Origin of the sequence: Brevibacillus choshinensis (assembly GCF_016811915.1) — a bacterium.
In the GTDB taxonomy this organism is placed as follows: domain Bacteria; phylum Bacillota; class Bacilli; order Brevibacillales; family Brevibacillaceae; genus Brevibacillus; species Brevibacillus choshinensis_A.
Genome location: NZ_CP069127.1, coordinates 781888 through 805373 on the forward strand (window position 1 = coordinate 781888; position 23486 = coordinate 805373).

The window sequence follows — 23486 nt, forward strand, 5'->3', positions numbered from 1 at the left end:
AGGAGGGAAAACATGGTCAACTGGTATGAGGAAGTGCAAAGGCGCGAGGAAAAACTGCTCCATGACATGGACGGGCTGCTGCGCATTCCCAGTGTGAAGCAGATGGAGACGAGCGCAGAGGGAGCACCGATGGGAAAAGAGATTGGCCGCGCGCTGGAGTATATGCTGGACCTGTCTTCACGAGATGGCTTTCGCATTGCCAATCTGGAGGGGTATGTCGGGTACGCAGAGCTGGGGGATTCCCCATCGGACGATTACATAGCCGTTTTGGGGCATTTGGATGTCGTAGCCGCGACGGGAGAATGGACATCGCCGCCCTATGAACCGAAGATCCGGGAGGGAAGGCTGTATGCGCGCGGAGCCATCGATGACAAGGGACCGATGCTCGCTGCTTACTACGGTCTCAAAATCGTCAAGGAGCTTGGGCTTCCCCTGAGGCACAAGATCCGTTTTATCTTTGGCACCGATGAGGAGAGCGGAAGCCGCTGCATGGCGCGCTACCGGGAGACGGAAAAGCTGCCGCTTGCAGGCTTCACGCCGGATGCCGATTTCCCCATCGTTCATGCGGAGAAAGGGCAGATCAACACGCGAGTGATGCTGGCAAAGGCAGAAACGCCTGCAGAGTGGCCCGCAGATGAGCAGCCCGCTGGATACCTGCGTTCCTTTTACGGAGGGGGTACGGCCAACATGGTGCCGGAATCCGCTCGAGCTGTCATTGCAGGTGAGGCTCCTGTCCTGGAGCATCTCGCTTGTGCATATAGGGCTTACTGCGAGGGCAGAGGGCGCAAGGGGACGGCGCAGATCGAAGCAGGGCAGATCGTCCTGGCGATGGAGGGAAAGGCGGCGCATGGGATGGAGCCGCATCTGGGAGTCAATGCCGCTCTTGAGCTCATCCATTTTCTTGCACCGCAGAGCCTTCAGCCGGATGCGGAGCGCTTTTTGGCGTGCGTGGATACGCTGCTCTTTGAAGATTATGGGGGAGTGGCATTGGGGATCGCTTTTGCGGACGAGATCTCCGGTGCGCTCACAATCAATAGCGGCATCCTGCAATTTGAACCTCTGGGCGAGTCGTTTTTCCACATCAATCTTCGTTACCCCGTGACGGATGAAGCGAGCAGAATACTGGAAGTCATCTCAGAGCGGGTAGGAAAGTACGGCTTCGTCGTGGAGCCGCCTCTCTTGAAAAAAGGTCATCACGTCGCAAAGGACCATCCGATGATCCGCATCCTGCAGCAAATCTATCAGGAGACGACGGGCGAGGAGCCGACACTGCTGTCTACAGGCGGGGGAACCTACGCCTATCACATCGGCAACGGCGTAGCATTCGGTCCGCTGTTTCCGGGGAAAACTTCGCTGGCCCATCAGGCGGACGAGTACATCGAGGTGGAAGACTTGTTATTGTCTGCCGCCATGTATGCGCGGGCGATCTATGAAATGGCAAATGCGGAGTATCGGTAGAACGAGAGGAGGGGACCAAAGATGCACGATTTGAAGGGGAAGGTAGTGCTCGTCACGGGAGCAAGCTCCGGGATTGGCCGCGCGGCAGCGCAGCTGTTGGCATCCCGCGGTGCACAAGTCGCCATTCATTATCACGCCAACCTGCGTGGAGCAGAGGAAGCGGCTGCCGCGATCCGGGCGGAGGGAGGAGAGTGCTCTATCTTTTCGGCGGATGTATCCGACAGGGAGCAGGTAAATCGGATGGTCGGGGAGGTTCTCGATCAATTCGGAGCCATTCACGTGTTGGTGAACAATGCGGGAGCGGGAATCCATCCGAGCTCATTCATGGAGCTTTCGGAGGAACTATGGGATCGGACCTACGCTGTCAATGTGAAGAGTGTTCTTTTTTGCTCGCAGGCTGTGCTTCGCGACATGCTTTTGCGGAAAGAAGGAAAGATCATCAATATTTCCTCGGGCGCCGCTCGTTTTGGGGGAGCCAAAGGAGCTGTCAATACGCTGACCATCGGGATGGCAAAGGAATTTGCCGATCAGGGGATTCTCGTCAATGCAGTCGCACCTGGCGTCATTGACACGGCGTGGCATGAAAAGTTTTCTACAGGGGAGCGGCTGCAGAGCTTTTTGCCGAGTGTGCCATTGAAGCGTGCGGGGACACCTGTTGATGTAGCGGAGATGATTGCTTTTCTTGCATCAGATGCGGCGAACTACATCACGGGGGAGATCCTCAATGTGAGTGGGGGCAGATAATAACCCATTTGCTTCTTCAATCGGGCTGGCGAATGGCCGATATAGAAAAAAGTGGTAGATAAGCTGGGAGGGGAGATCGTACATGAAAAGGCATTGGCAAAAGGCGATGCTTGCAGCAGTAGTTGCGTTTGGCGTGGCGCTGGCAGGTGCAGGACATGGTTCTGCGCATGCAAAAGCAGCGGCATCGGATACCGTCCAAAAGAAAATCACGAAGCTCAGTGCGGATGCAAAAGCGGTCAAGCTGAAAAAAGAGGGGACGCAGCAGCTTGCGTTGACGGTTTCCTACTCGGATAAAACAACCGAGGACATCACCAAAAATGCCGATTGGAGCACAGCGGACAGCGAGATCGCAACAGTAGAGGCGGGTCTGGTGACAGCCACCGGTTCTGGCAAAACCAAGATCAAGGCAAGCTACGGCGGGAAATCTGTCACGATTCCTGTCGAGATCGAAGGGATTTCCAAGCTTGCGGTCGATCAGAAAAAGCTGGCTCTGAGCGTAGGAGCGACCAAGCAAGTCGTTGCTAACGCTACTTATTCAGACAAGTCGACAGCGGCGGTGACAGAAGGAGCCGAGTGGGCGACAGCAGACAGTGAGATCGCTACCGTGGAAAAGGGGCTCGTCACAGCAGTAGGCTCCGGAAAGACGAAAATCACCGTCACCTACGGCGGCAAATCAGTGAGTTTGCCAGTCGAAGTGGATGTGATCTCGAAATTGCAGCTGGACCAGAAAAAAGTGTACGTGCGTCCAGGTGCGACCCAGACGCTAAAGCTGACGGCAAGCCTGACAAACGGGGATAAGGTCGATGTAACCGAAAAGGCGGAATGGACGACGAGTGATGAGAAAGTCGTCACGGTGGCTGGCGGAGTAGTGACTGGCGTAGGTCCCGGAAAGGCCAAGCTGACTGTGAAGTACGGAGGCAAATCAGTTACCGTTCCAGTCGAGGCTGCCGTTCTGTCCAAGCTCGAAACCGATCTGAAAAAGGTAACGCTCAAAGCAGGCGAGACGAAGGCACTGAAAGCGTTCGTCACCTACTCGGATAAAACAAAAGAAGAAATAACGGAAAAAGCTGACTGGACTTCGGTGAATCAAGCAGTGGCGACCGTCGAGGCAGGCAAGATTACGGCTGTCAAGGCGGGTAGGACCACAGTGATCGCCACCTTCAACGGAAAGCTGGTCAATGTCCAGGTGACCGTACAATAAGGAAATACGTTCAGATTGAGGAAACCCCGTCTTTTGGGGTTTTTCGTTTTAGAGCCGGCAAGGAGCATGAGCAAGTACGCCTTCGAGCAGTCCCTGTGGTAATCTGTAAGGAGCTACTAACAGGACGCGACGGGGGCATTTTCATGGATATCAGGCAATTGCAGTACTTTGTGGAAGTGGCAAAACAAAAGAGCTTTACCAAGGCTGCCAGCACGCTGCATGTCTCTCAGCCCTCCATCAGCAAGATGCTGAAAGCGCTGGAGGAGGAGCTGGGGGTCGTGCTGCTCGATCGGACGGAACGAAAAATGGAACTGACGGACGCAGGAGTGCTCGTCTATGACCATGCGACGAAGGTTCTTCAGCTGATGGACAGCTTGGCGTCATCGATCGGAGAGGTCCGAAACATGGAGCGCGGACGTGTCAAGATGGGCATGATGCCAACGGTGGGCTCGTTTTTGCTGCCGAATGTCATCGCCCTGTTCAAAAAGAGCTATCCGGGGATCGAAATCGAGATGAAGGAGTACAGTGCCAAGCACCTGGAAATTCATGTGGAGCAAGGAAGTATCGACGTAGGCTTGACGGTGCTTCCAGCCGATACGGAGAAATTCGGTGCGGTCCCTTTGCAGGCAGAGGACTTGGTCGCGATCGTTCATCGGGAGCACTGGCTTGCGGGGCGTGACTCCGTAAGCCTTGCAGAGCTGAGGGAAGAAGCATTTATTTTATTTACCGAGGAATACGCCATTCACGACGTGGTCAAGCAGGCGTGTGTACGCTCTGGATTTGAACCGCGCGTCGCCTACATGAGCTCGCTCTGGGACTTTGTCGGTGAGTTGGTGGCGACGCAGCTCGGGATTTCGCTCGTCCCGCGCTCCATCGTGAGGCGTCTGAACAACAGCGAGCTGCGCACCGTCGACATTTCAGCACCTGTGATCGATTGGCAATACGCGCTCATCTACCGCAAGGACGGCTACCTGTCCTACGCGACGAGGGCATTCATTTCGTTTGCCGAGCAGCATCTGTCTCCATAACCAAATGGAATAGAGTTCATGATATTTATGTATTGTACGAATAACGCCGAGACCATATAGAATGGACCTACCAACAAGAAGAATCGGGGTGTTCAGGATGAAATCATGGCTCACGGCGCTGCCGCAAATCTTGCTGCTGTTCGTCTTTGCATGGGTAGGAAAATGGCTGTCCGCTGCGCTGCAATTACAGATTCCGGGCAGTTTGATCGGCATGGGGCTGCTGTTTTTGTGCTTGCAATTGGGCTGGATTCGCCTGAAATGGGTCGAGGCTGGAGCAGCTCTCGTATTCTCCCAGATGATTCTGTTCTTCGTGCCTGCGATTGCGGGAATCATGCAATATCCTTGGCTTTTGGGCATCAAAGGACTGCTCGTTATGCTCGTCGTGGTGAGCGGGGCAGCACTCGTGATGATTTCGACAGGCGTTGTTGCTGAGCGCATGTTCAAGCTGGGAGAGGTGAAGCGGCGTGATTCTGTGGAAGATATGTAGTCTCTTCGTGACGATTCTCTTTTTCGTATTGGCCAAAAAGCTGAACCGCAAAAAGCCGGGCCTGCTGTTCTCTCCGGCTATCGTGGCGCCGCTGCTGATCATGCTATTGCTGCTCGTGACGGATACGCCTTTTCAGAAATACCAGGAAGGCACGAGCATCATGAACGAAATGCTGGGGATTGTGACCGTCGCATTTGCCATCCCGCTCTACCGCAACTGGGCGATCCTGGTTTCGCATTGGAGGATGATCGTCAGCAGTCTGGCAGTGGGGACGTTCATCGCGATCATCGCTGGTGTCTCGACTACGATGCTGCTCGGACTAGGGAAAGAAGCAGCGATTAGCGTCATTCCACGCTCCATCACCTTGCCGATTGCAGTCGGGCTGTCTGAATCCATCGGCGGAATCCCTTCGATGACGGCTTTGTTCGTGATGCTGACCAGCTTTGCCGGCGTCTTTTGGGGACCGACCCTGATCAAGCATTTGCGGCTGCGTCATCCGGTATCAATCGGCCTGATGTACGGAATGGGCGCGCATGTTCTCGGTATGGCAAAGGCGCTGGAGCTCGGCGATCTGGAAGGCAGCAGCGCGACACTTGCTGTGATTACAGGTGCGGTCATGACGGTGGTATGGTCCTTCGTCTTACTCCCGGTCATCCTCTCCTGGATGGGAGTGTAGAGAGGGATGTCAGTCAGAATTTGAATCTTCAGGGGCTGTAAGCGAGCCCCTTTTTGTATGGTTTTAATTGTATATTTATTAGTTTGGTTGTATAAATATTAAAAAGAAGAAGGGACTGGTTGAATGCGCATCCAATCATTTACTCTCGATCACTTGGAGGAGGTTTTCTCGCTTTGGCAGCGCGCGGGCTTGAAGCTGTCTCGTTCCGATACGCCATTGGGCATTCAAAGAAAGCTGGAACGTGACGGGGAGCTGTTTTTGATCGCTCTCACAGACGACGACAGGATAGCAGGCGCCGTGATGGGGAGCTATGACGGCCGCAGGGGCTGGGTCAATCATTTGGCAGTCGATCCTGCCTGTCAGGGGCAGGACCTCGGAACGCGCTTGATGCAGGAGCTGGAGCAAAGACTCGGACTGCTCGGGTGCGACAAGATCAACCTGCTGATTGAACCGGAAAATAGCCGTGTGCAATCTTTTTACGGCAAGCTGGGCTTCAAGCGGGATGAGCTGATTTTCATGGAAAAATGGATTCAGCCCGCCCAAAATCGCCCGAAAGGTGTATGATAGGTGACAGACTAGCAATGAACTATTCATCAAGGAGGCTATATGAAACCGATTTATGCCGCCCTCCTGCTGTGCACGAGCTTGTTGTGGGGAGGGAACTTTGTCGTTGGGAAGTTTCTGGTCGGTCATGCCTCATCCCTGACGTTGACTGATCTGCGATGGCTCATTGCCGTCGTGTGTCTCATTCCGATGGTCTGGTTTCGTGAAAGACGCATCTTGCCTACCAGGCAGGCAATCATTCCATTGATTTTGATGGGAGTAACGGGGGTAGCGCTGTTCAATCTGTTCATGTTCTGGGCGTTGGAGAGAACGAATGCGACCAACGTGGGGCTCTTGTCTACCCTGAATCCCGTATCGATCGCTATCTTCTCGTTTTTGTTTGTAAAGGAAAAGATCAAGCCGCTGCAGATTCTGGCGATGCTGATTTCCTTTGGAGGAGTATTGGTGGTCATGAGCAAGGGTGATTTGGGACATCTGGCGAACCTGCATTTCAATGCGGGCGATCTTTGGATGCTGGCTGCCGTATCCATGTGGGGCATCTATTCCGTATGTGCTCGCTGGGCGATGAAGACGGTCACTCCGCTCATGTCAACTCTGTATTCCGGAGTGTTTGGCGTCGCGCTGATGCTGCCGTTTAACCTGAGTACATTTACGGTTCAAAATACGAACTGGACGTTCTGGATCTCGCTGTTTTATGTGGGGGTTCTGGCAACCGTTGTCAGCATGGTCATGTGGAACGTCGGTGTGCAAAAGGTCGGAGCAACCTCTGCCGGAATGTTTCTGAATTTCAATCCCGTTTTTACTGCCATTCTGGCGTTTCTTTTGCTGGGAGAGCGGATGACGGCCACTCAGCTCGCAGGGAGTGTCGTCGTGATCATAGGTTGTTATCTGTTCTCGCGTCTGAAGAATGTTTCACTGAGAGGGAAGGCCGAAATCAAGCAAGCCGAAATCTAAAGAAGGTAGGCTCCACCCCCGTCTGGTTGAATCGAGCGGGGGTTCTTTTTTGCCTCACATGGACCTGGACTCTTGCATAGACATAATCATGATGGAGAGCGAGAAGGGGGATACCCATGATTTGGATTGCAGGGAGACAGGTCGACCCGTCTTCGCTGACTACGGCTTGGAGGCTGAACCGAGTACAGGTCGAAATCGTCGAAAAAATGGCCCGAAGCCAGGAAGCATTCGAGTATCCGACACCGGAGATGCTGCAATTTGAACTGAAGATGAGAGATCACCTCGTGAGGTCGGCAAGAGCGCTCAATGACAGCGGAATTGCCTTTTCTACTTTTGTGGATTCACGATGCAATGAGCGGTACTGGTACAGGACGGAGCTGGGCGGGTTTCAGCTGCGAAATGGGATTCTGTCGTCGCAAGGAATTATTGACATCTTCCGAAATGGAAGACTGTATGCAACCGAGTGTGCGACAGCCATGGTGATTATTTTGTACCATGCGACACTACACTCGATTCGGCCAGCCGATTTTGAACGGCTGTTTGCGGACATCTTGCTCTACGACTGGCGCTACGATCAGGACTTGGACCTGCAGACGGGGACTACCAATACCTTTTTGCCTGGCGACATCCTGTATTTTGCCAACCCGGAATTCAATCCTATGAAGCCGTGGTGGCAGGGAGAAAACGTAGTCGATCTGGGGAGAGGACTGTATTACGGGCATGGTGCAGGGATCAAGACGGCAGATGAGCTGATCGATTTTCTCAATGACGAGAGAGCGCCGGGTGCGACTCGATCCGCCTATCTCGTGCGTCAGGCGACAAGACCGGGCTTTGCTTACCTGTCGCAATTCAGTGACGGCCAAAACAGCATGTCAGGGAGGCTGCAAAGTATCTCGGCTCAGATCGGATCGGCCCATTGGAATGAATGAGAAGAAAGAAGAAAAAGCCTCGTGCCCAGTGATGTGCACCCCTTAAAGTAGACATTGGAAAAACCCCTACGGTTTACCGATGAAAACTTTAGGGGTGCATTTTTATGCCAGCAAAGAAAGGCCAAAAGTTTAAACATTATTGTGAAGAGCTAAAGTTGCAGGCGGTTCAGATGAAATTAGATGGTGTTTCCCATCGAGAAATAGCAGAGAAGTTACATATCCATGATGAAGGACGAATTAAGATTTGGATGCGGAAGTATAAGAAACTCGGAGAGTTTGGGCTTCTGGATCAACGTGGCCGCCGTAAGGAATACATCGATTCGAACCGATATCTGGAGAAGTTAGAGAGGGAAAATAAGATGCTAAAAAAGTGTTTGGAAATCTGGATGCAGGAGGTGCAGTCCATAAGTATGCAACGATCAAACAAGTAGCTGGTGAATATACCATAAGTGAACTTTGCAAGTTGTTTAGAGTCTCAAGAAGTGGATACTATGCTTACCTAAAACGACAAGTAACGGATAGGAACAAGCCCGTAAAAGACTTCATCCAGGCAGTGTATAGGAAGTATGACGGAAAATATGGATATAGACAAACTCAACTATTTCTCCTGCAAGATTGCGGGGTGTGGGTCAATCATAAGAAGGTACTTCGACTAATGCAAGAAATGGGACTTCGTTCTCGAATTCGCCGCAAATATCGAAGTCATTATGTTTCGTCTGTAGGGAGACGAGTTGCCGAGAATGCCCTACAACGTGATTTCAAAGCATGTGCACCGAATCAAAAATGGGTAACGGATATCACACAATATCGTGTTGCGGATACTTGGCTCTACCTATCTGCTATTAAGGATTTGTTTAATAACGAGATTGTAGCCTACCACATGGGAGTTCGTAACGACAATGAACTGGTCCTGCGGACCTTTGAGAAAGCTTTTGAAAAAACGAAAGACGTGACTGGACTGATCGTTCACAGCGATCAAGGATTCCAGTACACGTCCTACGCTTACCACGACATGCTGCCGAAGGTTGGCGCCCAAATCAGCATGTCTCGGAGAGGCAATTGTTATGATAACGCCTCGATGGAGAGCTTCTTCTCGCATCTCAAAACGGAAGGGCTCTACCCCTATGATATCCGAAGTGTAGATGAGGCACAAAGGCGAATTGAAGAATATATTCAATTCTACAATCAAAGTCGACCACAACGAAGATTAAAAAAGCTGACGCCTGTTGAATTCAGACGTCAGCTGTCGGCCTAGCGACCGGGGTTTTTCATACTGTCCACTAAATGGGGTCTTGACCACAGCGATGTGGGAACGAGGCTGATTTATTTTTCCTCTTAAAAACGTCCAAGGGAAAACACGGAGAGGTCGTGAGTGGAGGTGCCTGTCGTGAGCAGCTCGCTGGCGGCCTCTCCGACAGCGCTCGAAAACTTGAAGCCATGGCCAGAGAAGCCGGCTGCAATCACGATCTGTGCGTGCTCTGGATGGCGGTCGATCACGAAATGCTCATCAGGGGTCATCGTGTAGATGCACACGCGTCCTTGGCGCAATGGTCCAGCGGCCTGCGGCATGTACGTCTCCAGAAAGCAGCGCACATCTCCTTCATCCGAGAGGAAAGCGCCGAACGTCCGCTCCAGCCGATCAGGGTCGATCGCCAGTCCGCCATCGTGCCGGCCGATTTTGACCCCAGCCTGACCGATGCTCGGGAATCCGTAATACATGGAATCCTCCAGATTGAAGATGAACGCGGGGAAGTGCTCTGCCCCGTACAGCTTCTCGTCCGCTCCGAACCAGGCCACGGTCTTACGGGTCGGGACAAGCGGCAGGTTCAATCCGAGAGATGTGATCAGGGAAGGGTTCCAGGCTCCTGCGCTGAGCAGCACTTTGTCTGCCCGATACGCCTGCGCCCCTGTATGAACGATGACGCCATCGCCATCCGGCAGCAGACCCGTGACGGGTGTATGGGTCAGAAGCGTGGCACCTGCGGCAATTGCCAGCTCGCGATAGGCCCTGATGCATTCCTCCGCATACAAAACGCCGGAGGTAGGCTCCAGGCACGCGTAGTAATCGTTTGGCAAAAGAATGCCGGGCCAACGGGTGTGTACCTCTTCGGCCTTCATGACCGTAAGCGGGAGGGAATAGGTCTCGGCACTTTCGCGAAGCTCTTTCAAGAACCTGCAGTCCTCTCTTCCCGCGCTGAGGACACCTGTCTGCTCAAACAGCTTTTTCCCGGATGCCTCCTCCAGCGCGAGCCACAGCTGCTGCGCGCGTAAGGCGAATGGAACGTACTCTTTGCCTTCCCCGTAGGCATGCCGAATGATGCGCGTATCCCCATGATGGCTGCCCATCGTGTGCGGTGGGTCGTAAGCATCCAAGAGCAGCGTGCGTACGCCTTGCTTTGCCAAATAATAACCGGCCGCCATCCCCATGGAGCCTGCCCCGACAATGATCACTTCGTAGTTTTCCATCCGGATCCCCCTAACATCGTCTATGGTATACACGTCCGCAAATCATACCTTCATTATCCTACAAGGATGGTTGGAAATCGAGATGCAGGTCAGCAAAATTTCGAACATCCATACTTCGAGCCAGATGGAACTAACGGCGGGGTAAAATGAGCGGGAAAAGTTCATTAATGACAAAAGGAGACTTGAATATGAGCTCACACGTTACCATTCAGCCCAAAATCCTGTATTACGGAGCGCCTGTTGTCCTGCTGACAACAGAGAATCCAGACGGCACCACGAACATTAGCCCGATCTCCTCCTCCTGGGCGCTAGGTGAATATATCATTCTCGGGTTGGGGACAGGCTCTCAGGGACTGGAGAATCTCAGAGAACGCCCTGGATGCGTCATCAATCTCCCCGATGCAGGCATGTGGCGCCAGGTGGAGGCACTGGCATCCTTGACGGGAAAGGATCCCGTACCACCCAATAAACAGGCGATCGGCTTTCGCTATGAAAAAGATAAGTTCGCAGCAGGAGCGTTGACCCGCTTGGCATCGGAAACGGTGAGACCAGAGCGCATTGCAGAATGTCCTCTCCAGCTGGAGGCAGAAGTCCGCCAGATTCGGACTCCGGAGTACGCAGAGGGATTTGCCATTGTCGAGACACATGTGCGACGGGTGCATGCCGAAGAGCATATGGTCGTCAGGGAACGGTATGTAAATCCCCAGGCCTGGAATCCGCTCATTTACAACTTTCGTCATTACTTTGGCTTGAGTGAAGAATTGGGTAAAACTTATCGGTCTGAGACATAAGATAAACGTAAGGCACGCCATGACATATGGCGTTTTTTCTTTTCGTCCGGAAAGGAGATGAAGCCAAGTTCACACGCGATGCAATATATTCCATACACGCAAAATGATATGATGGAAGAAGTGCATGCACGAGGTGGAGGGACCATATGGAGCAACTATTGATGGGTAGTTTTCTCTCGGCGATGGCCACAGGAGCTGGCGCGCTGCCGATTTTATTTTTCAAGACCGTGACGCATCGCTGGCGTGACATTTTGCTCGCATTTACAGCCGGGATCATGGTGGCTGCAGCTACCTTCAGTCTGATTCCGCAAGCGATGGCGAACGCCCCTTTCTACGTCATCTGCATGGGCGTATTGACGGGGACGCTGGCGCTTACCGTGCTGGAGAGCTTCATCCCGCATATTGATCTGGAGCATAAGCGGGTCAATATTTCCATGGATTCACAAGCGATACTCATCCTGGCGGCCATTACTTTGCACAACATCCCGGAAGGCCTGTCTGTAGGGGTAAGCTATTCCAGCGAACAGCCGGGCCTGGGTGGTCTGATCGCCTTTGCCATCGGCCTGCAGAATGCGCCGGAGGGCTTTCTGGTGGCTCTGTTTCTGATCAATCAGCAAGTGAGCCGATTCAAGGCGTTTCTTTTGGCGACCATGACTGGAGCGGTCGAAATTGTGTCTGCCATCATCGGGTACTATTTAACGGCATTCGTAGAAGGGCTGGTCCCCTACGGACTCTCGTTTGCGGCAGGGGCCATGCTGTTCATCGTCTACAAGGAGCTGATCCCGGAGAGCCACGGTGACGGGCATGCGCGATCGGCCACGTTTTCGTTCATCGTCGGCTTGCTGGTGATGATCGGAATGGTGCAGCAGTTTGGATAACACGATTTTTCTTGTTCTTTTTTCGTTTTTCACAAAAGTGTTCCTTTTTTCGGCAACTTTCACTCACAATCAAGGCGAATTTTACCGAAACCATATATAGATAGATTTCGATTATGGAAGTAGGGAGTGTCACGATGGAAAAGTCGACCTTGATAGGTTTAGTACTAGGAGTTGTCGCAGTAGTCGTGGGGATGATCTTGAAGCACGCCAGCCCTTCTGCATTACTGAATCCAGCAGCATTCATGATCATCATGGTGGGGACGGCTGCAGCGATATTCAACGCATTTCCCATGTCGGAAGTCAAAAAGATTCCCGCCCTTTTCAAGGTTCTTTTTAAAGAGCAAAAACTCCCTGCCAAACGGGAACTGATTGGTCAATTTATGAACTGGGCGTCCATCGCTCGTCGTGAAGGATTGCTGGCCCTGGAAAATACGTCGGATGAAATCGAGGATCCTTTCCTGCGAAACGGTATGAAGATGATCATCGATGGCGGAGAGCCAGATTTTGTCCGCGATGTGCTGAACGAAGAGATTCATGCTATCGAAGAGCGTCACCAAATGGGTGCGCTGATTTTCAGCCAGGCCGGCAGCTATGCGCCAACGCTGGGGGTGTTGGGTGCGGTGGTTGGCTTGATCGCGGCACTTGGCAACCTGAGCGATATCGATGCGCTGGGAATATCGATTGCCGCCGCGTTCGTTGCGACATTGCTCGGGATTTTTACCGGCTACGTTTTGTGGAATCCATTTTCCAACAAGCTGAAGCGCAAGTCGAAGCAGGAAATTGAAATCAAAAAGATCATGGTAGAAGGTCTTCTGTCCATTCAGGCAGGGGTTTCGCCAGCTGCGATCGAACAAAAGCTGCTCGTGTACATTCCGTACAAGGACCGTGCCGAGGTGAAGGAAGAGAAGAAGGAGGAAGGAGCTGCGGTAAATGGCTAAGCGACCGAAAAGACATGCTCACCATGAAGAGCATATGGACGAGACTTGGCTCATTCCGTACGCAGACCTGCTCACGCTTTTGCTTGCCTTGTTTATCGTGCTGTTTGCATCCAGCGAGATGGATGCGAAAAAGTTCGACCAGCTGGTGAAGTCCTTCAATGTTGCGCTCAATGGAGGAGTGGGGGTTCTGAACCAGCCGAGCCCGGTGCCGCTTGATCCAAACATGGCTCAGCAAACGATCCATAAAGGGGCGCAGGAGTCGGAAAAGCCAAAGACGGAAGAGGAGAAAAAGCTGGAGGAAGCGGTGCGGAAAGAGACCGAGGACCTGAAAAAGCTGCAGTCACAGCTGGAAGGCTACATTCAGCAAAACAAGCTGCAGGACAAGCTGCAGACCAAGCTGACCGAAGAAGGCCTGCTCATTACCATCCTCGACAACGCGCTGTTTGATTCCGGCAGAGCGGACCTCAAACCGGAGGCTCGCAAGCTCGCGGCCGAGATGGCTTCGATGCTGGTGCCGCATCCGAAAAAAGTCACGGTGACGGGACATACGGACAACGTACCGATTCACCGCGCCGAATTCCCGTCCAACTGGGACTTGAGCGCAAAGCGTTCGGTTAACTTCCTCAAGGTATTGCTGGAAAACCCGAATCTGGACCCGACCAAATTCAGCGCGACAGGCATGGGTGAGTACCATCCGGTTGCATCGAATTCTACAGCAGAAGGTCGTGCCAAGAATCGCCGGGTAGAAGTCGCGATTCTGCGCGATCTGGCTGCACCCCCGAAAAATACGATGACACCGTAATAGAGAAAAAGGATAGCACATGGGGTGCTATCCTTTTTCATTAGCTTCTTCCGCTTCACTGTCGCTGGCTTTCGGGTGGATAGTCAGCTTGAGCTGCGCCATGCGCTTTTCGCCCCAGTCGTACATCATCTCAACGATCGGCAGCAGTGTCATCCCGAGCTCGGTCATGGAGTACTCGACCCGTGGCGGCACCTCGGGATAGACTTCACGGTGCACGATGCCATCCTCGATCAGCTCTTTTAGCTGGCTCGTCAACATTTTATGCGTGATCTTCGGGAAGAGCCGTTGCAGCTCGCTGAATCGATGAGGTCCCTCCACACCCAGATGCCAGAGGATGACCACCTTCCACTTCCCGCTAAACATGGAGAGGGTCAGTTCCTTGGAGCATGTAAAGTCACCATTGCGGATCTTTTCCAGCGTTTCTTTGCGAATATCAGACATCTATGATTTCTCCTTACGATTCATTTCCAATAGTACCTTTTTGGTAACCTCCGCACAAAAAAGTGCATTCTTATGCTGCTGGCCTATCCTTTTTATAATAGACCTTGTCAGATCACGATGTACTTAATTGTAAAGGAGAGAGGGCACCATGTCTAAAAAAGTATTGATTCTAACCGGCGATGCCGTTGAAGCTTTGGAAGCTTATTATCCGTATTACCGTTGTTTGGAGGAAGGGTATGACGTGACGATCGCTTCCCCGACGGACAAGAAAGTGCTGCACACCGTCGTGCACGATTTCGAAGACTGGCAGACATTTACCGAGAAACGCGGTTACCAGATTGAGGCCCACGCTTCTTTTGAAGAAATTGACCCTGCGCAGTTCGACGCCCTGATCATCCCGGGTGGACGTGCTCCCGAACATATTCGCCTGCACAAGGATTTCGGCAAAATCGCCAGCCACTTCTTCCAGCAAGATAAGCCGATCATGATCCTGTGCCACGCGAGCGTAGCGCTGACCGTCATCGCAGAAGACATCAAAGGACGCGAAATGACTGCATACTTTGCGTGCCGTCCAGAGGTAGAAGCCGCGGGAGCGAAATACATGGAGACCCGCTTCCACGTAGACCGCAACCTCATCTCCGGCCACGCATGGAACGACCTGCCCGTCCAGATGAAGGAATTCGTCAAACAAGTAAACGCACAGGCGTAATAAGAGAATCGACAGAGGGATAGCGTAAATGCGCTGTCCCTTTTTGCGTTATTCATAGGTACTGGAAGTTATAACCAATTGCCCTGATCCTTGCAAATGTCAAGTAGGTAAAAAATGGATGGGGAGCGAAGTTACGTCCTGACAAAAGTTTGGGGGGCGTGAAAACGTGAATGCAGAAACCTTGAAGATGAACAAGAACAGCTGGAACGAGGCAGCACCGCGGTTTTTTGGGAGAAACCCTCTGCCGGAGTACGGACCTCTCGCGCCGAGAGAGGACGAGTTGAACCTGTTTGGGGATGTTGCGCAGGCAAAGGTTTTGGAGATCGGTTGTGGAAGCGGTCATTCCCTGCTCTATCTGCATCAGAAAAAGGCAGGAGAGCTGTGGGGAGTAGACCTGTCTTCCGTGCAAATCGAGACGGCACGATCCGTCTTAAAAGACATCCAGCCGGAAGCGCGGCTATTCGAATCCCCCATGGAGCTCGATCCCGGCTTGCCCCATGGCTATTTCGATATCGTGTTCTCCATTTTTGCCATCGGTTGGACGACTGATCTGGAAAAGACGCTATCCAATGTCCATCGCTATCTGAAGCAGGGGGGAATATTTCTCTTCAGTTGGGAGCATCCCCTGTACAACCGAATCAAGGCTGCGGAGGGGAGATGCACGGTGGTAAAATCGTACCTCGAAGAAGGCCCGTATGTACACGAAGCCTGGCGAGAGCCCGCCATCATGCAGCAGTACAAGCTCAGCACCTACATCAATACGCTGATCCAAACCGGCTTCCAAATCGAGAAGATCATCGAAGACGTCTGCACGGACGAGGCTATCCTTCATCAACACGTAAACGGCTGGTACTCGCTAGAAAAAGCAAAGCTTGTCCCGACAACCATGATCATCAAGTGCCGGAAAGGGTAAGCGCCTCAGGCAATAGATGAAAGACCTCGGACTCCCGAGGTTTTTTGCTACGCAAACGCAGTAAAAGCCCCCCCCCAACCAAACCAGCCGTCCAGGAAAAAGGAGAAAAAAGCGAAGGTATTAGGGACACAGCCCAGGCGCAGTGGAAAAAGCGGAACCTGCCATTAGCGTCCACCTAAGAAAATGCTCCCGGAAGCCGCCACTTGGACGCGGGTTCCGCTTTTGGAACGGAGCCGTGCAGGAATGCCCCAAGCAGTGTCCCTACGAACTGGAGCGTTTTCTCCTTTTTCCGCTCAACCAAACCAGCTGTTCCAGGAAAAAGGAGAAAAAAGCGAAGGTATTAGGGACACAGCCCAGGCGCAGTGGAAAAAGCGGGACCTGCCTTTAGCGTCCACCTAAGAAAATGCTCCCGGAAGCCGCTACTTGGACGCGGGTTCCGCTTTTGGAGCGGAGCCGAACAGGGATGCCCCCCCAAGCAGTGTCCCTACGAACTGGAGCGTTTTCTCCTTTTTCCGCCCCGCCACAAGAGTTGGCCAGAGCGGCAGTTCCACGAAGCATTCCTCGCATAAACGCTCTCAAAAAGAAATCGGTAAAAGCCCGCCCAACCAAACCAGCTGTCCAGGAAAAAGGAGAAAAAAGCGAAGGTATTAGGGACACAGCCCAGGCGCAGTCTCCTTTTTCCGCCCCGCCACGAGAGTTGGCCAGAAAGGCAGTTCCACAGAGCATTCCCCGATAAACGCTCTTAAATAGAATTCAGTAAAAGCCAGCCCAACCAAACCAGCTGTTCCAGGAAAAAGGAGAAAAAAGCGAAGGTATTAGGGACACAGCCCAGGCGCAGTGGAAAAAGCGGAACCTGCCTTTAGCGTCCACCTAAGAAAATGCTCCCGGAAGCCGCTACTCGGACGCGGGTTCCGCTTTTGGAGCGGAGCCGTGCAGGGATGACCCCCAAGCAGTGTCCCTACTAACCGGAGCGTTTTCTCCTTTTTCCGCCCCGCCACGAGAGTTGGCCAGAAAGGCAGTTCCACAGAGCATTCCCCGCACTAACTGTGGTATATAGTCATCCTGGCAATCTTCCTTGACATTCCCCCAGATAAAGGAGATAATGCATATAACAAAGTAAACAACTCGGATTACTGAAAATAAATGAGGTGAATGTTCAATGGAACGGACTTTACGAATACCTAGCGGGGACATCTTCTTGGCAGCTACCCTTCACGAACCTGTGGGAAATGCGCTTCAAACAAGTGAAAAGCATCCACTCGTCATCATCTGCCACGGATTCATCGGCAGCCGCATCGGGGTCGACCGCTTGTTCGTCAAAGCTGCCAGAGAACTGACTGAAAACGGCTTTGCCGTCTTGCGCTTCGACTACGGGGGATGCGGGGAGAGCGATGGCGATTACGGAGCCGGAGGATTGGATGTCCTCCTCAGCCAGACCCGCGACGTCCTCGACTACGCATTTGCCCTGGAAAGCATCGACCCGAATCGCGTCAGCCTGATCGGCCACAGCCTTGGCGGAGCTGTATCCATGCTGACCGCAAGCCAGGATAAACGCATTTCCTCGCTCGTGCTATGGGCGGCTGTGGCTAGGCCTTACGATGATATCGTGCGAATCGTAGGCGAAAAGGAGTACCAGGAAGCCTTGCTGACCGGAAAAACCGATCACCACGGCTACTTGCTTCAGGATCGCTTTTTCCAGTCCCTGAACGGGTCTCTCCCTTTGCGTCAAACCAAGCAGTTTGAGGGAGACGTCCTGCTGCTGCACGGCAATCGGGACGACGTCATCTCCGTGGATGCCATGTTCCATTATGAAAGAGAGCTGCGCTTGCGCAGACGCGGCCGCTCTGAGACCGAGATCGTCATCGGCGGCGACCATACCTTTTCGGCAGCAGACAGCTATCAGCGTCTGATCGGCAGTACGGTAAAATGGCTGAGAAATCAAACCGAACAAGAAACAGTCGCGGTTTGACCGCCTGGTAAAAAAGCAAAAGGGATAGCCCACTCTGCGGCTATCCCTTGTTTGTTTGGATGTGATTCAGCAGCCCTTTGCAGCCGTTTTCCACGAGATCGTAGACGTAGCCGAAGCGCCCGGTATAATACGGATCCTCCACGTTTTGCTCGGCGATGCCAGCGGCAAAGTCAAGCAGGCGATACACCTTCTTGCCCGAGGGAGCCATCCGCTGCAAGGCGGACAGATTTTCTTCGTCCATGCATACGACGTAATCGTAGGAGGTGAAGTCGTCAGGGGAGATTTGGCGCGCCCGCAGCGTATCGTGGGCAATGCCCTTCTCGTCTAACACCTTCTGGGTGCCCGCATGGGGGCGTTCTCCGGCATGCCAGCCGCCGATTCCTGCCGAATCTATCGAGATTTGTTCAGACAAGCCCTTTTGAATGACGAGATTACGAAAAACTGCTTCAGCCATAGGAGACCGACAAATATTCCCTAAACAAACAAATAAGACACGGGTCATACGTACGCTCCTTTTTCCAATCCAAAATAAGTGGGTTCTCTATGTTAGAATAACATAGAAGAGGAAGCGAAGAGCGAGGAATGACGAGTGAAAGCATATTTTTATCGGATACGTCTGGTGGCTTCCGTGGTCGCGGTGACGATCCTGCCCATCTTGCTTACGGGAATGGTCCTGCTGCATGCGGCAGAACAAGCGCTATTGGAAGAAAAGAAGCAAAAGCTGATTGCCATCACACAGCAGCTGGACTTTGCGCTGCCCAAAGACTATGACGATCTGACCAAAAGACTCGGAGTAGTGGAAGCAACGCGGGAACAAAAGATCGAGTTTATTAACCAAGCCTTGCAACCGCTTACAGATCGGATCGCCGCCGAGCATCCGGGCATCGGTGTCGGGTATTACGCAGCCGATCTGGATGCGATCGTTACATACGGACCAAGCCAAGAGATGAAATTTCATGTGGGGGAGTCGATTTCTCCGACGCATTTCGGGCGCATGGTCATGGAGAGCGGGAAGCCGGAGATCGCCATTGGCGAACAGGTCAGAGGCAATATCATGAACGCCATGTACCCGCTGAAAAGAGACGGAAAGACGATCGGCTATACGTGGGCGAACGAGCTGATGAGCAATATCGATGTGCAGCTGGCCGGAATGCGCAGAAGCATCTATGCGATTTCTGGACTCGGCTGCCTGATCGCTGCCGTGGCGAGTGGATTGATGGTTCATCGGCTGGAAGCGGTCCTGGAAGAGATCAAGGCCGGGCTGCGCAGGCTCAGTCTGGATTTATCGTTTCGAATGAGGAGGTTGGCAGGAGAGCCTGGTGAAATATCGGAGGCGATCAACAAAATGGCGGGAGAGCTGCAGGCCAGTCGCACGCGTACGGAGACGATCATGCAAAGCATGGACAGCGGAGTATTCGCGCTGGATGGCGGCGGGAAAATCACATCATGGAATGAAGCTGCGACGAAAGTAACCGGACTGTCTGCCGAGCAGGTCATGGAAAGAGCGTACACGGATGTATTCGCCGATAGCCAGCCGTTCGTGGAGATGCTGTCAGAGACGCTCGCGCATGGAAAAACGATCCGGGATGCGGAGTGGGAATATCAGCACGCCGAGCTGGGACTCCGCTACGTGAAGGTAGGAACCTCCATCTGGATCAGTCCGATGGAGCAGGTGCTGGGGGCCATTGTGGTGCTGGATGAACGGACAGAGTGGAAGCGGATGGAGAGTCGGTTGGCCCAAGCGGAGCGTCTGGCTGTCATCGGGGAATGGGCGGCGAGCATCGCTCACGAGGTGCGCAACCCGCTGACATCCATCAAAGCCTTTGCCCAAATCATCGAGGAAGAATTGCCGGAAGATCACGACAATAGAGAGTATACGGAAATAATCGTCGAGGAGGTGGAGAGGCTCAATCGTTTCGCTGACGAGCTGCTGCTCTTTTCCAAGCCGAACGAGGAGGCCAATGTCTACATCCATGTATGGGATGTGATCAACCAGACTGTCATGCTGATGGAACGCAGCGCTGCTGACAAAGGCATTCAGGTGGAGCGGTGCTTTGGGGATCACGCGCCCTTCGTCCTGGCTTCCCCCGACTTATTGAAGCAGGTGTTCCTGAACATCCTGATCAATGCGATCCAGGCGATGCCGAATGGGGGAACGGTCGAGATTCGGACGGAAAAGGATGGAGAGCATGCCTGTGTCCACGTAACCAATGATGGCCAGCATATCGCAGAAGAGCATTTGCTCTCCGTGTTCGAGCCTTTCTATTCCACAAAAACTTCCGGCACCGGTCTGGGGCTGGCAATCTCCCAGCGAATTGTCCACGCGTATGGAGGTCACATCATAGCACAAAACGTACCGAGCGGTGTCCGGTTTACCGTGGCGCTGCCTGGAAGATGGGAGGAGGCAGACAGATGAAAAGACGTATTCTGTTGGTCGACGATGAGGCAAACGTGAGAAAAGCGCTCTCCACAAGCTTGCGGAAGGCAGGGTACGAAACGAAGGAAGCAGCGAGCGGGGAAGAAGCATTGGCACAGCTGGAAGAATACCAGCCACAGGTCATGCTGCTGGACCTGCGGATGCCCCAGCTCGACGGCATGGAGACGCTTCGCCGATTGAAGCAGAGAAAGGGTCCGGCTCCCAGCGTCGTCATGATGACTGCCTACGGATCCGCGAACGATGTGATGGAAGCGATGCGCTTGGGTGCCTTTGATTACGTGCAAAAGCCGTTTGACCTCACGCAGGTGAAGCAGGTGGTCGCCAAAGCCATGCAACAGCCCGACTCAGGAGAAGAGGATGGAAGCATGCACCCGTCACCAGAGGAAAAGACCGATCGCCCGGGGTTTCTGGTGGGATTGAGCCCCGCCATGCAGGAAGTGTACAAGCTGGTAGGCAAAGTCAGCATGTCCAGAGCGACCGTATTGATTCAAGGGGAAAGCGGGACAGGCAAGGAGCTGATTGCGCGAGCGATTCACACGAATAGTCCGCGAGCAGAGCAGCCTTTGATCCCCGTCAATTGCGGAGCGATTCCGGAGAAACTTTTGGAGAGCGAGCTGTTCGGGTACGAGAAGGGGGCTTTTACTGGAGCAGTCGCACGCAAGCAAGGTCTGTTTGAAGCGGCAGACGGAGGTACCTTGTTCCTCGATGAAGTGGGGGAGCTGACGCCTTCGCTGCAAGTAAAGCTGCTGCGTGTCTTGCAGGAGAGAACGATTGTCAGGCTGGGAGGAGTAGATCCCATACCGGTGGATGTTCGCATCATCGCAGCCACCAACCGCGATCTGCGGGAGCGGATCCGGCAGGAGCTGTTTCGCGAGGATCTGTACTATCGTCTCAACGTCGTTCCGATCCAGATGCCGCCGCTGCGGGAGAGAAAAGAGGATATCCCGCTGTTGATTCGCCACTTCCTCGCCAAGTACGGGCGCGAGACGGGAAAGGAGGGCTGCTACCTGTCCCCTGCTTCTGTAGAAATCCTGCATGCCTATGACTGGCCAGGGAATGTGAGGCAACTGGAAAATACGATCGAACGGGCAGTTGTCTTAGCCAGCGGCCCTGCCATTCTTCCCGAGCACGTTCAGGCGTTTCTGGAGGAGCTGCAAGCAGAGCCAGAGGCAGAAAAGAGCGGCATCCGCTTTGAGGATCGTCCCATGAAAGACATCATTCAGGAAGTGGAAAAGGAGGCGATCACCCGGGCATTGCAGCGGGAAAAGGGAAACCGGCTGCGGACTGCCAAACGGCTGGGCATCTCTCGCAGTGCACTGCTGTACAAAATGGACATGTACGAGATCGATGTGTCTGAAGAATAAGCAAAGTGTGTAAAAAGTAGGCAAAGGGTTTACTTTTTACACACTTTTTTTGTTTCCTAATTGGGCTAAACACCAGAAGAAAGCCATTTTGCCACGAAAAAAACAGTTGGCATGATTCTTGAATTAGAAGGAAGTGATGGAAAGCAAAGCATCGTAAGGAGGACTTTCATGAAAGCGTTGTCACGTTTTTTCTCGACTCTGGTTCAGAAGTACTTGCCAGATCCGTTTGTTTTCGCCCTCATTCTCACCATCATTTTGTTTGCAAGCGGCCTTATCTTTACGGATCATGGTCCCATCGAGATGGTTCAATTCTGGGGAAGTGGCTTCTGGAACCTGCTCGCCTTTGCCATGCAAATGGCTCTCGTCCTGGTAACCGGTCACGCGCTGGCCAGTTCGCCGCTCGTCAGCAGAAGTCTGACACGACTGGCAGGCATCGCTAAAACACCCGTGCAAGGGGTGATTCTCGTCACGCTTGGCTCTGCCATTGCCTGTCTGATCAACTGGGGCTTCGGCTTGATCGTAGGCGCGCTGTTTGCCAAAGAAGTGGCGAAACGAGTTCCTGGTTCTGATTATCGCTTTTTGATCGCTTGTGCGTACATCGGCTTTTTGACTTGGCATGGAGGACTCTCCGGCTCGGTTCCGTTGACGGCTGCGACGCCAGGCAATCCAATGGAAAAATCAGCTGGACTGATCCCGCTGACGGATACGATCTTTACGGGCTACAATCTGTTCATCACGATCGCCCTCTTGATCGCATTGCCGATCATGACCCGACTGATGATGCCGACAGGGAAAGAAGTCGTGGAGATCGATCCGCACCTGTTCGCAAAAGAAGAAGTGGCTGCAACAGCAGAAGTTTCTGCCCCATCGGAAAGAACGTTTGCCACCATCATGGAGAACAGCCGGATTTTGACTGTTATCATTTGCGCGTTGGGCTTCTCGTACCTGATCTATTACTTTGCAAACAAAGGGTTTAAAGTAGACATTAATACGGTCAATCTGCTCTTCTTCATTACAGGATTGCTTCTGCATGGAACACCGCTTTCCTACATGAAGGCTGTTGGCAACGCGGCGAAAGGGACAGCGGGCATTTTGATTCAATTCCCGTTTTATGCAGGAATCCAGGGCATGATGGAACAATCTGGGCTTGGTGGAATGATGACGAATGCCTTCATCTCCATCTCCACACCGGAGACTTTCCCGTTCCTCGCGTTTCTGAGCTCCGGCTTCGTCAACTTCTTCGTCCCATCCGGGGGCGGACACTGGGTGGTCCAAGGGCCATTCATCATGCCAGCGGCCCAGCAGCTCGGCGTGGACTCCGGCATTGCCGCCATGGCTATCGCCTATGGAGAAGCATGGATGAACATGGCACAGCCGTTTTGGGCTTTGCCTGCGCTGGCCATCGCAGGGCTCGGCGTGCGGGACATCATGGGCTACTGCGTCACCACGCTGCTAGTCTCCGGCATCATCTTCGCCGTCGGATTGTCTTTTTTCTAGAAATCATCCAGCAACAGCCATTGAGCCAGTGAATGTTTTGTGATAAAGTATAGGGAATCAAAACAAAGACACCTACTATCATACCCAAAGTTTTCTAGGGTTCCGCGGATGCAATAGAGCACCGGTCTGGTCCGAGAGAAAACACACGGCTTGGCCGTGTACACGGAGGGATAAAAGCCCGGGAGAATATCGAATGGTATTCGACCGCGGCTTTTTTTGCGTGGAAAAAAAGCCGCTGCC

General features: G+C 53.0%; 24 protein-coding genes and 1 riboswitch. Of the genes, 21 read left to right on the plus strand and 3 right to left on the minus strand.

Translation table 11 applies throughout. From position 1 onward, the window contains the following. The first annotated feature begins 12 nt into the window (after positions 1–12). The 11 genes from pepV (at position 13) to JNE38_RS04160 (ending at position 9296) form a co-directional block, all read left to right on the plus strand. On the plus strand, positions 13–1458 hold the full coding sequence (gene pepV, locus JNE38_RS04110) for a dipeptidase PepV (protein WP_203355370.1): 1446 nt from the start codon (positions 13–15) through the stop codon (positions 1456–1458). A 21-nt stretch (positions 1459–1479) separates the two neighbouring features. Next, positions 1480–2202, plus strand: coding sequence for an SDR family NAD(P)-dependent oxidoreductase (locus JNE38_RS04115; RefSeq protein ID WP_203355371.1), 723 nt, complete (start codon positions 1480–1482; stop codon positions 2200–2202). An 82-nt stretch (positions 2203–2284) separates the two neighbouring features. Beyond that, complete coding sequence (locus JNE38_RS04120; protein WP_203355372.1) at positions 2285–3403, plus strand: Ig-like domain-containing protein; 1119 nt, start codon at positions 2285–2287, stop codon at positions 3401–3403. 143 nt (positions 3404–3546) lie between these two features. Then, entirely contained in the window at positions 3547–4431 is an 885-nt protein-coding gene (locus JNE38_RS04125; protein ID WP_203355373.1) for a LysR family transcriptional regulator, read from the plus strand. Between the two features lie 97 nt (positions 4432–4528). Continuing rightward, the gene (locus JNE38_RS04130; protein ID WP_203355374.1) at positions 4529–4918 is read left to right on the plus strand and encodes a CidA/LrgA family protein; all 390 of its coding nucleotides are present in this window, start codon (positions 4529–4531) and stop codon (positions 4916–4918) included. After that, positions 4896–5594, plus strand: a complete 699-nt coding sequence (locus JNE38_RS04135; RefSeq protein WP_203355375.1) for an LrgB family protein — start codon at positions 4896–4898, stop codon at positions 5592–5594. The genes JNE38_RS04130 and JNE38_RS04135 overlap by 23 nt, the downstream gene beginning before the upstream one ends. 123 nt (positions 5595–5717) lie before the next feature. Then, the gene (locus JNE38_RS04140; RefSeq protein WP_203355376.1) at positions 5718–6158 is read left to right on the plus strand and encodes a GNAT family acetyltransferase; all 441 of its coding nucleotides are present in this window, start codon (positions 5718–5720) and stop codon (positions 6156–6158) included. Positions 6159–6200: 42 nt separating this feature from the next. Next, positions 6201–7112, plus strand: coding sequence for a DMT family transporter (locus tag JNE38_RS04145; RefSeq protein ID WP_203355377.1), 912 nt, complete (start codon positions 6201–6203; stop codon positions 7110–7112). Between the two features lie 116 nt (positions 7113–7228). Beyond that, complete coding sequence (locus JNE38_RS04150; RefSeq protein ID WP_203355378.1) at positions 7229–8041, plus strand: protein-glutamine gamma-glutamyltransferase; 813 nt, start codon at positions 7229–7231, stop codon at positions 8039–8041. Positions 8042–8145: 104 nt separating this feature from the next. Further along, entirely contained in the window at positions 8146–8472 is a 327-nt protein-coding gene (locus JNE38_RS04155; protein ID WP_203354637.1) for a helix-turn-helix domain-containing protein, read from the plus strand. Continuing rightward, positions 8412–9296 carry an IS3 family transposase gene (locus JNE38_RS04160; RefSeq protein WP_203354636.1) on the plus strand — a complete coding sequence of 295 codons (885 nt, stop codon included), beginning with the start codon at positions 8412–8414 and terminating at the stop codon, positions 9294–9296. Before JNE38_RS04155 ends, JNE38_RS04160 begins: the two co-directional genes overlap by 61 nt. A gap of 80 nt (positions 9297–9376) precedes the next feature. Here JNE38_RS04160 and solA read toward each other — a convergent pair whose 3' ends face one another. Continuing rightward, a complete protein-coding gene (gene solA / locus JNE38_RS04165; protein ID WP_203355379.1) occupies positions 9377–10507 on the minus strand; it encodes an N-methyl-L-tryptophan oxidase in 1131 nt (376 codons plus the stop codon). A gap of 188 nt (positions 10508–10695) precedes the next feature. Between solA and JNE38_RS04170 the strand changes: the two genes are divergently transcribed. From JNE38_RS04170 to motB, 4 genes are all read left to right on the plus strand, one after another. Then, positions 10696–11298: a flavin reductase family protein gene (locus JNE38_RS04170; RefSeq protein WP_203355380.1), complete on the plus strand. Its 603-nt coding sequence runs from the start codon at positions 10696–10698 to the stop codon at positions 11296–11298. A gap of 146 nt (positions 11299–11444) precedes the next feature. After that, positions 11445–12176: a ZIP family metal transporter gene (locus JNE38_RS04175; RefSeq protein ID WP_203355381.1), complete on the plus strand. Its 732-nt coding sequence runs from the start codon at positions 11445–11447 to the stop codon at positions 12174–12176. A gap of 134 nt (positions 12177–12310) precedes the next feature. Continuing rightward, positions 12311–13114, plus strand: coding sequence for a flagellar motor stator protein MotA (motA, locus tag JNE38_RS04180; RefSeq protein WP_203355382.1), 804 nt, complete (start codon positions 12311–12313; stop codon positions 13112–13114). Beyond that, positions 13107–13916: a flagellar motor protein MotB gene (gene motB / locus JNE38_RS04185; protein ID WP_203355383.1), complete on the plus strand. Its 810-nt coding sequence runs from the start codon at positions 13107–13109 to the stop codon at positions 13914–13916. Before motA ends, motB begins: the two co-directional genes overlap by 8 nt. A gap of 27 nt (positions 13917–13943) precedes the next feature. Here the strand turns inward: motB and JNE38_RS04190 are convergent, their stop codons facing one another. Continuing rightward, on the minus strand, positions 13944–14357 hold the full coding sequence (locus JNE38_RS04190) for a winged helix-turn-helix transcriptional regulator (RefSeq protein WP_203355384.1): 414 nt from the start codon (positions 14355–14357) through the stop codon (positions 13944–13946). 148 nt (positions 14358–14505) lie between these two features. Here JNE38_RS04190 and JNE38_RS04195 point away from each other — a divergent pair, with 148 nt between their 5' ends. From JNE38_RS04195 to JNE38_RS04205, 3 genes are all read left to right on the plus strand, one after another. Continuing rightward, on the plus strand, positions 14506–15066 hold the full coding sequence (locus JNE38_RS04195) for a DJ-1/PfpI family protein (protein ID WP_203355385.1): 561 nt from the start codon (positions 14506–14508) through the stop codon (positions 15064–15066). A 166-nt stretch (positions 15067–15232) separates the two neighbouring features. Further along, positions 15233–15979, plus strand: a complete 747-nt coding sequence (locus JNE38_RS04200) for a class I SAM-dependent methyltransferase (RefSeq protein WP_203355386.1) — start codon at positions 15233–15235, stop codon at positions 15977–15979. Between the two features lie 1159 nt (positions 15980–17138). Then, entirely contained in the window at positions 17139–17948 is an 810-nt protein-coding gene (locus JNE38_RS04205; RefSeq protein WP_203355387.1) for an alpha/beta hydrolase, read from the plus strand. A gap of 40 nt (positions 17949–17988) precedes the next feature. Here the strand turns inward: JNE38_RS04205 and JNE38_RS04210 are convergent, their stop codons facing one another. Beyond that, entirely contained in the window at positions 17989–18450 is a 462-nt protein-coding gene (locus JNE38_RS04210) for a low molecular weight protein-tyrosine-phosphatase (RefSeq protein WP_203355388.1), read from the minus strand. An 87-nt stretch (positions 18451–18537) separates the two neighbouring features. Between JNE38_RS04210 and atoS the strand changes: the two genes are divergently transcribed. From atoS to JNE38_RS04225, 3 genes are all read left to right on the plus strand, one after another. Beyond that, positions 18538–20364: a two-component system sensor histidine kinase AtoS gene (gene atoS, locus JNE38_RS04215; RefSeq protein ID WP_203355389.1), complete on the plus strand. Its 1827-nt coding sequence runs from the start codon at positions 18538–18540 to the stop codon at positions 20362–20364. After that, a complete protein-coding gene (locus tag JNE38_RS04220; RefSeq protein WP_203355390.1) occupies positions 20361–21749 on the plus strand; it encodes a sigma-54-dependent transcriptional regulator in 1389 nt (462 codons plus the stop codon). The genes atoS and JNE38_RS04220 overlap by 4 nt, the downstream gene beginning before the upstream one ends. Before the next feature lie 168 nt (positions 21750–21917). Further along, positions 21918–23246 carry a TIGR00366 family protein gene (locus tag JNE38_RS04225; RefSeq protein ID WP_203355391.1) on the plus strand — a complete coding sequence of 443 codons (1329 nt, stop codon included), beginning with the start codon at positions 21918–21920 and terminating at the stop codon, positions 23244–23246. 83 nt (positions 23247–23329) lie between these two features. Continuing rightward, a riboswitch (guanidine-I (ykkC/yxkD leader) is annotated at positions 23330–23433 on the plus strand. Positions 23434–23486 lie beyond the last annotated feature (53 nt).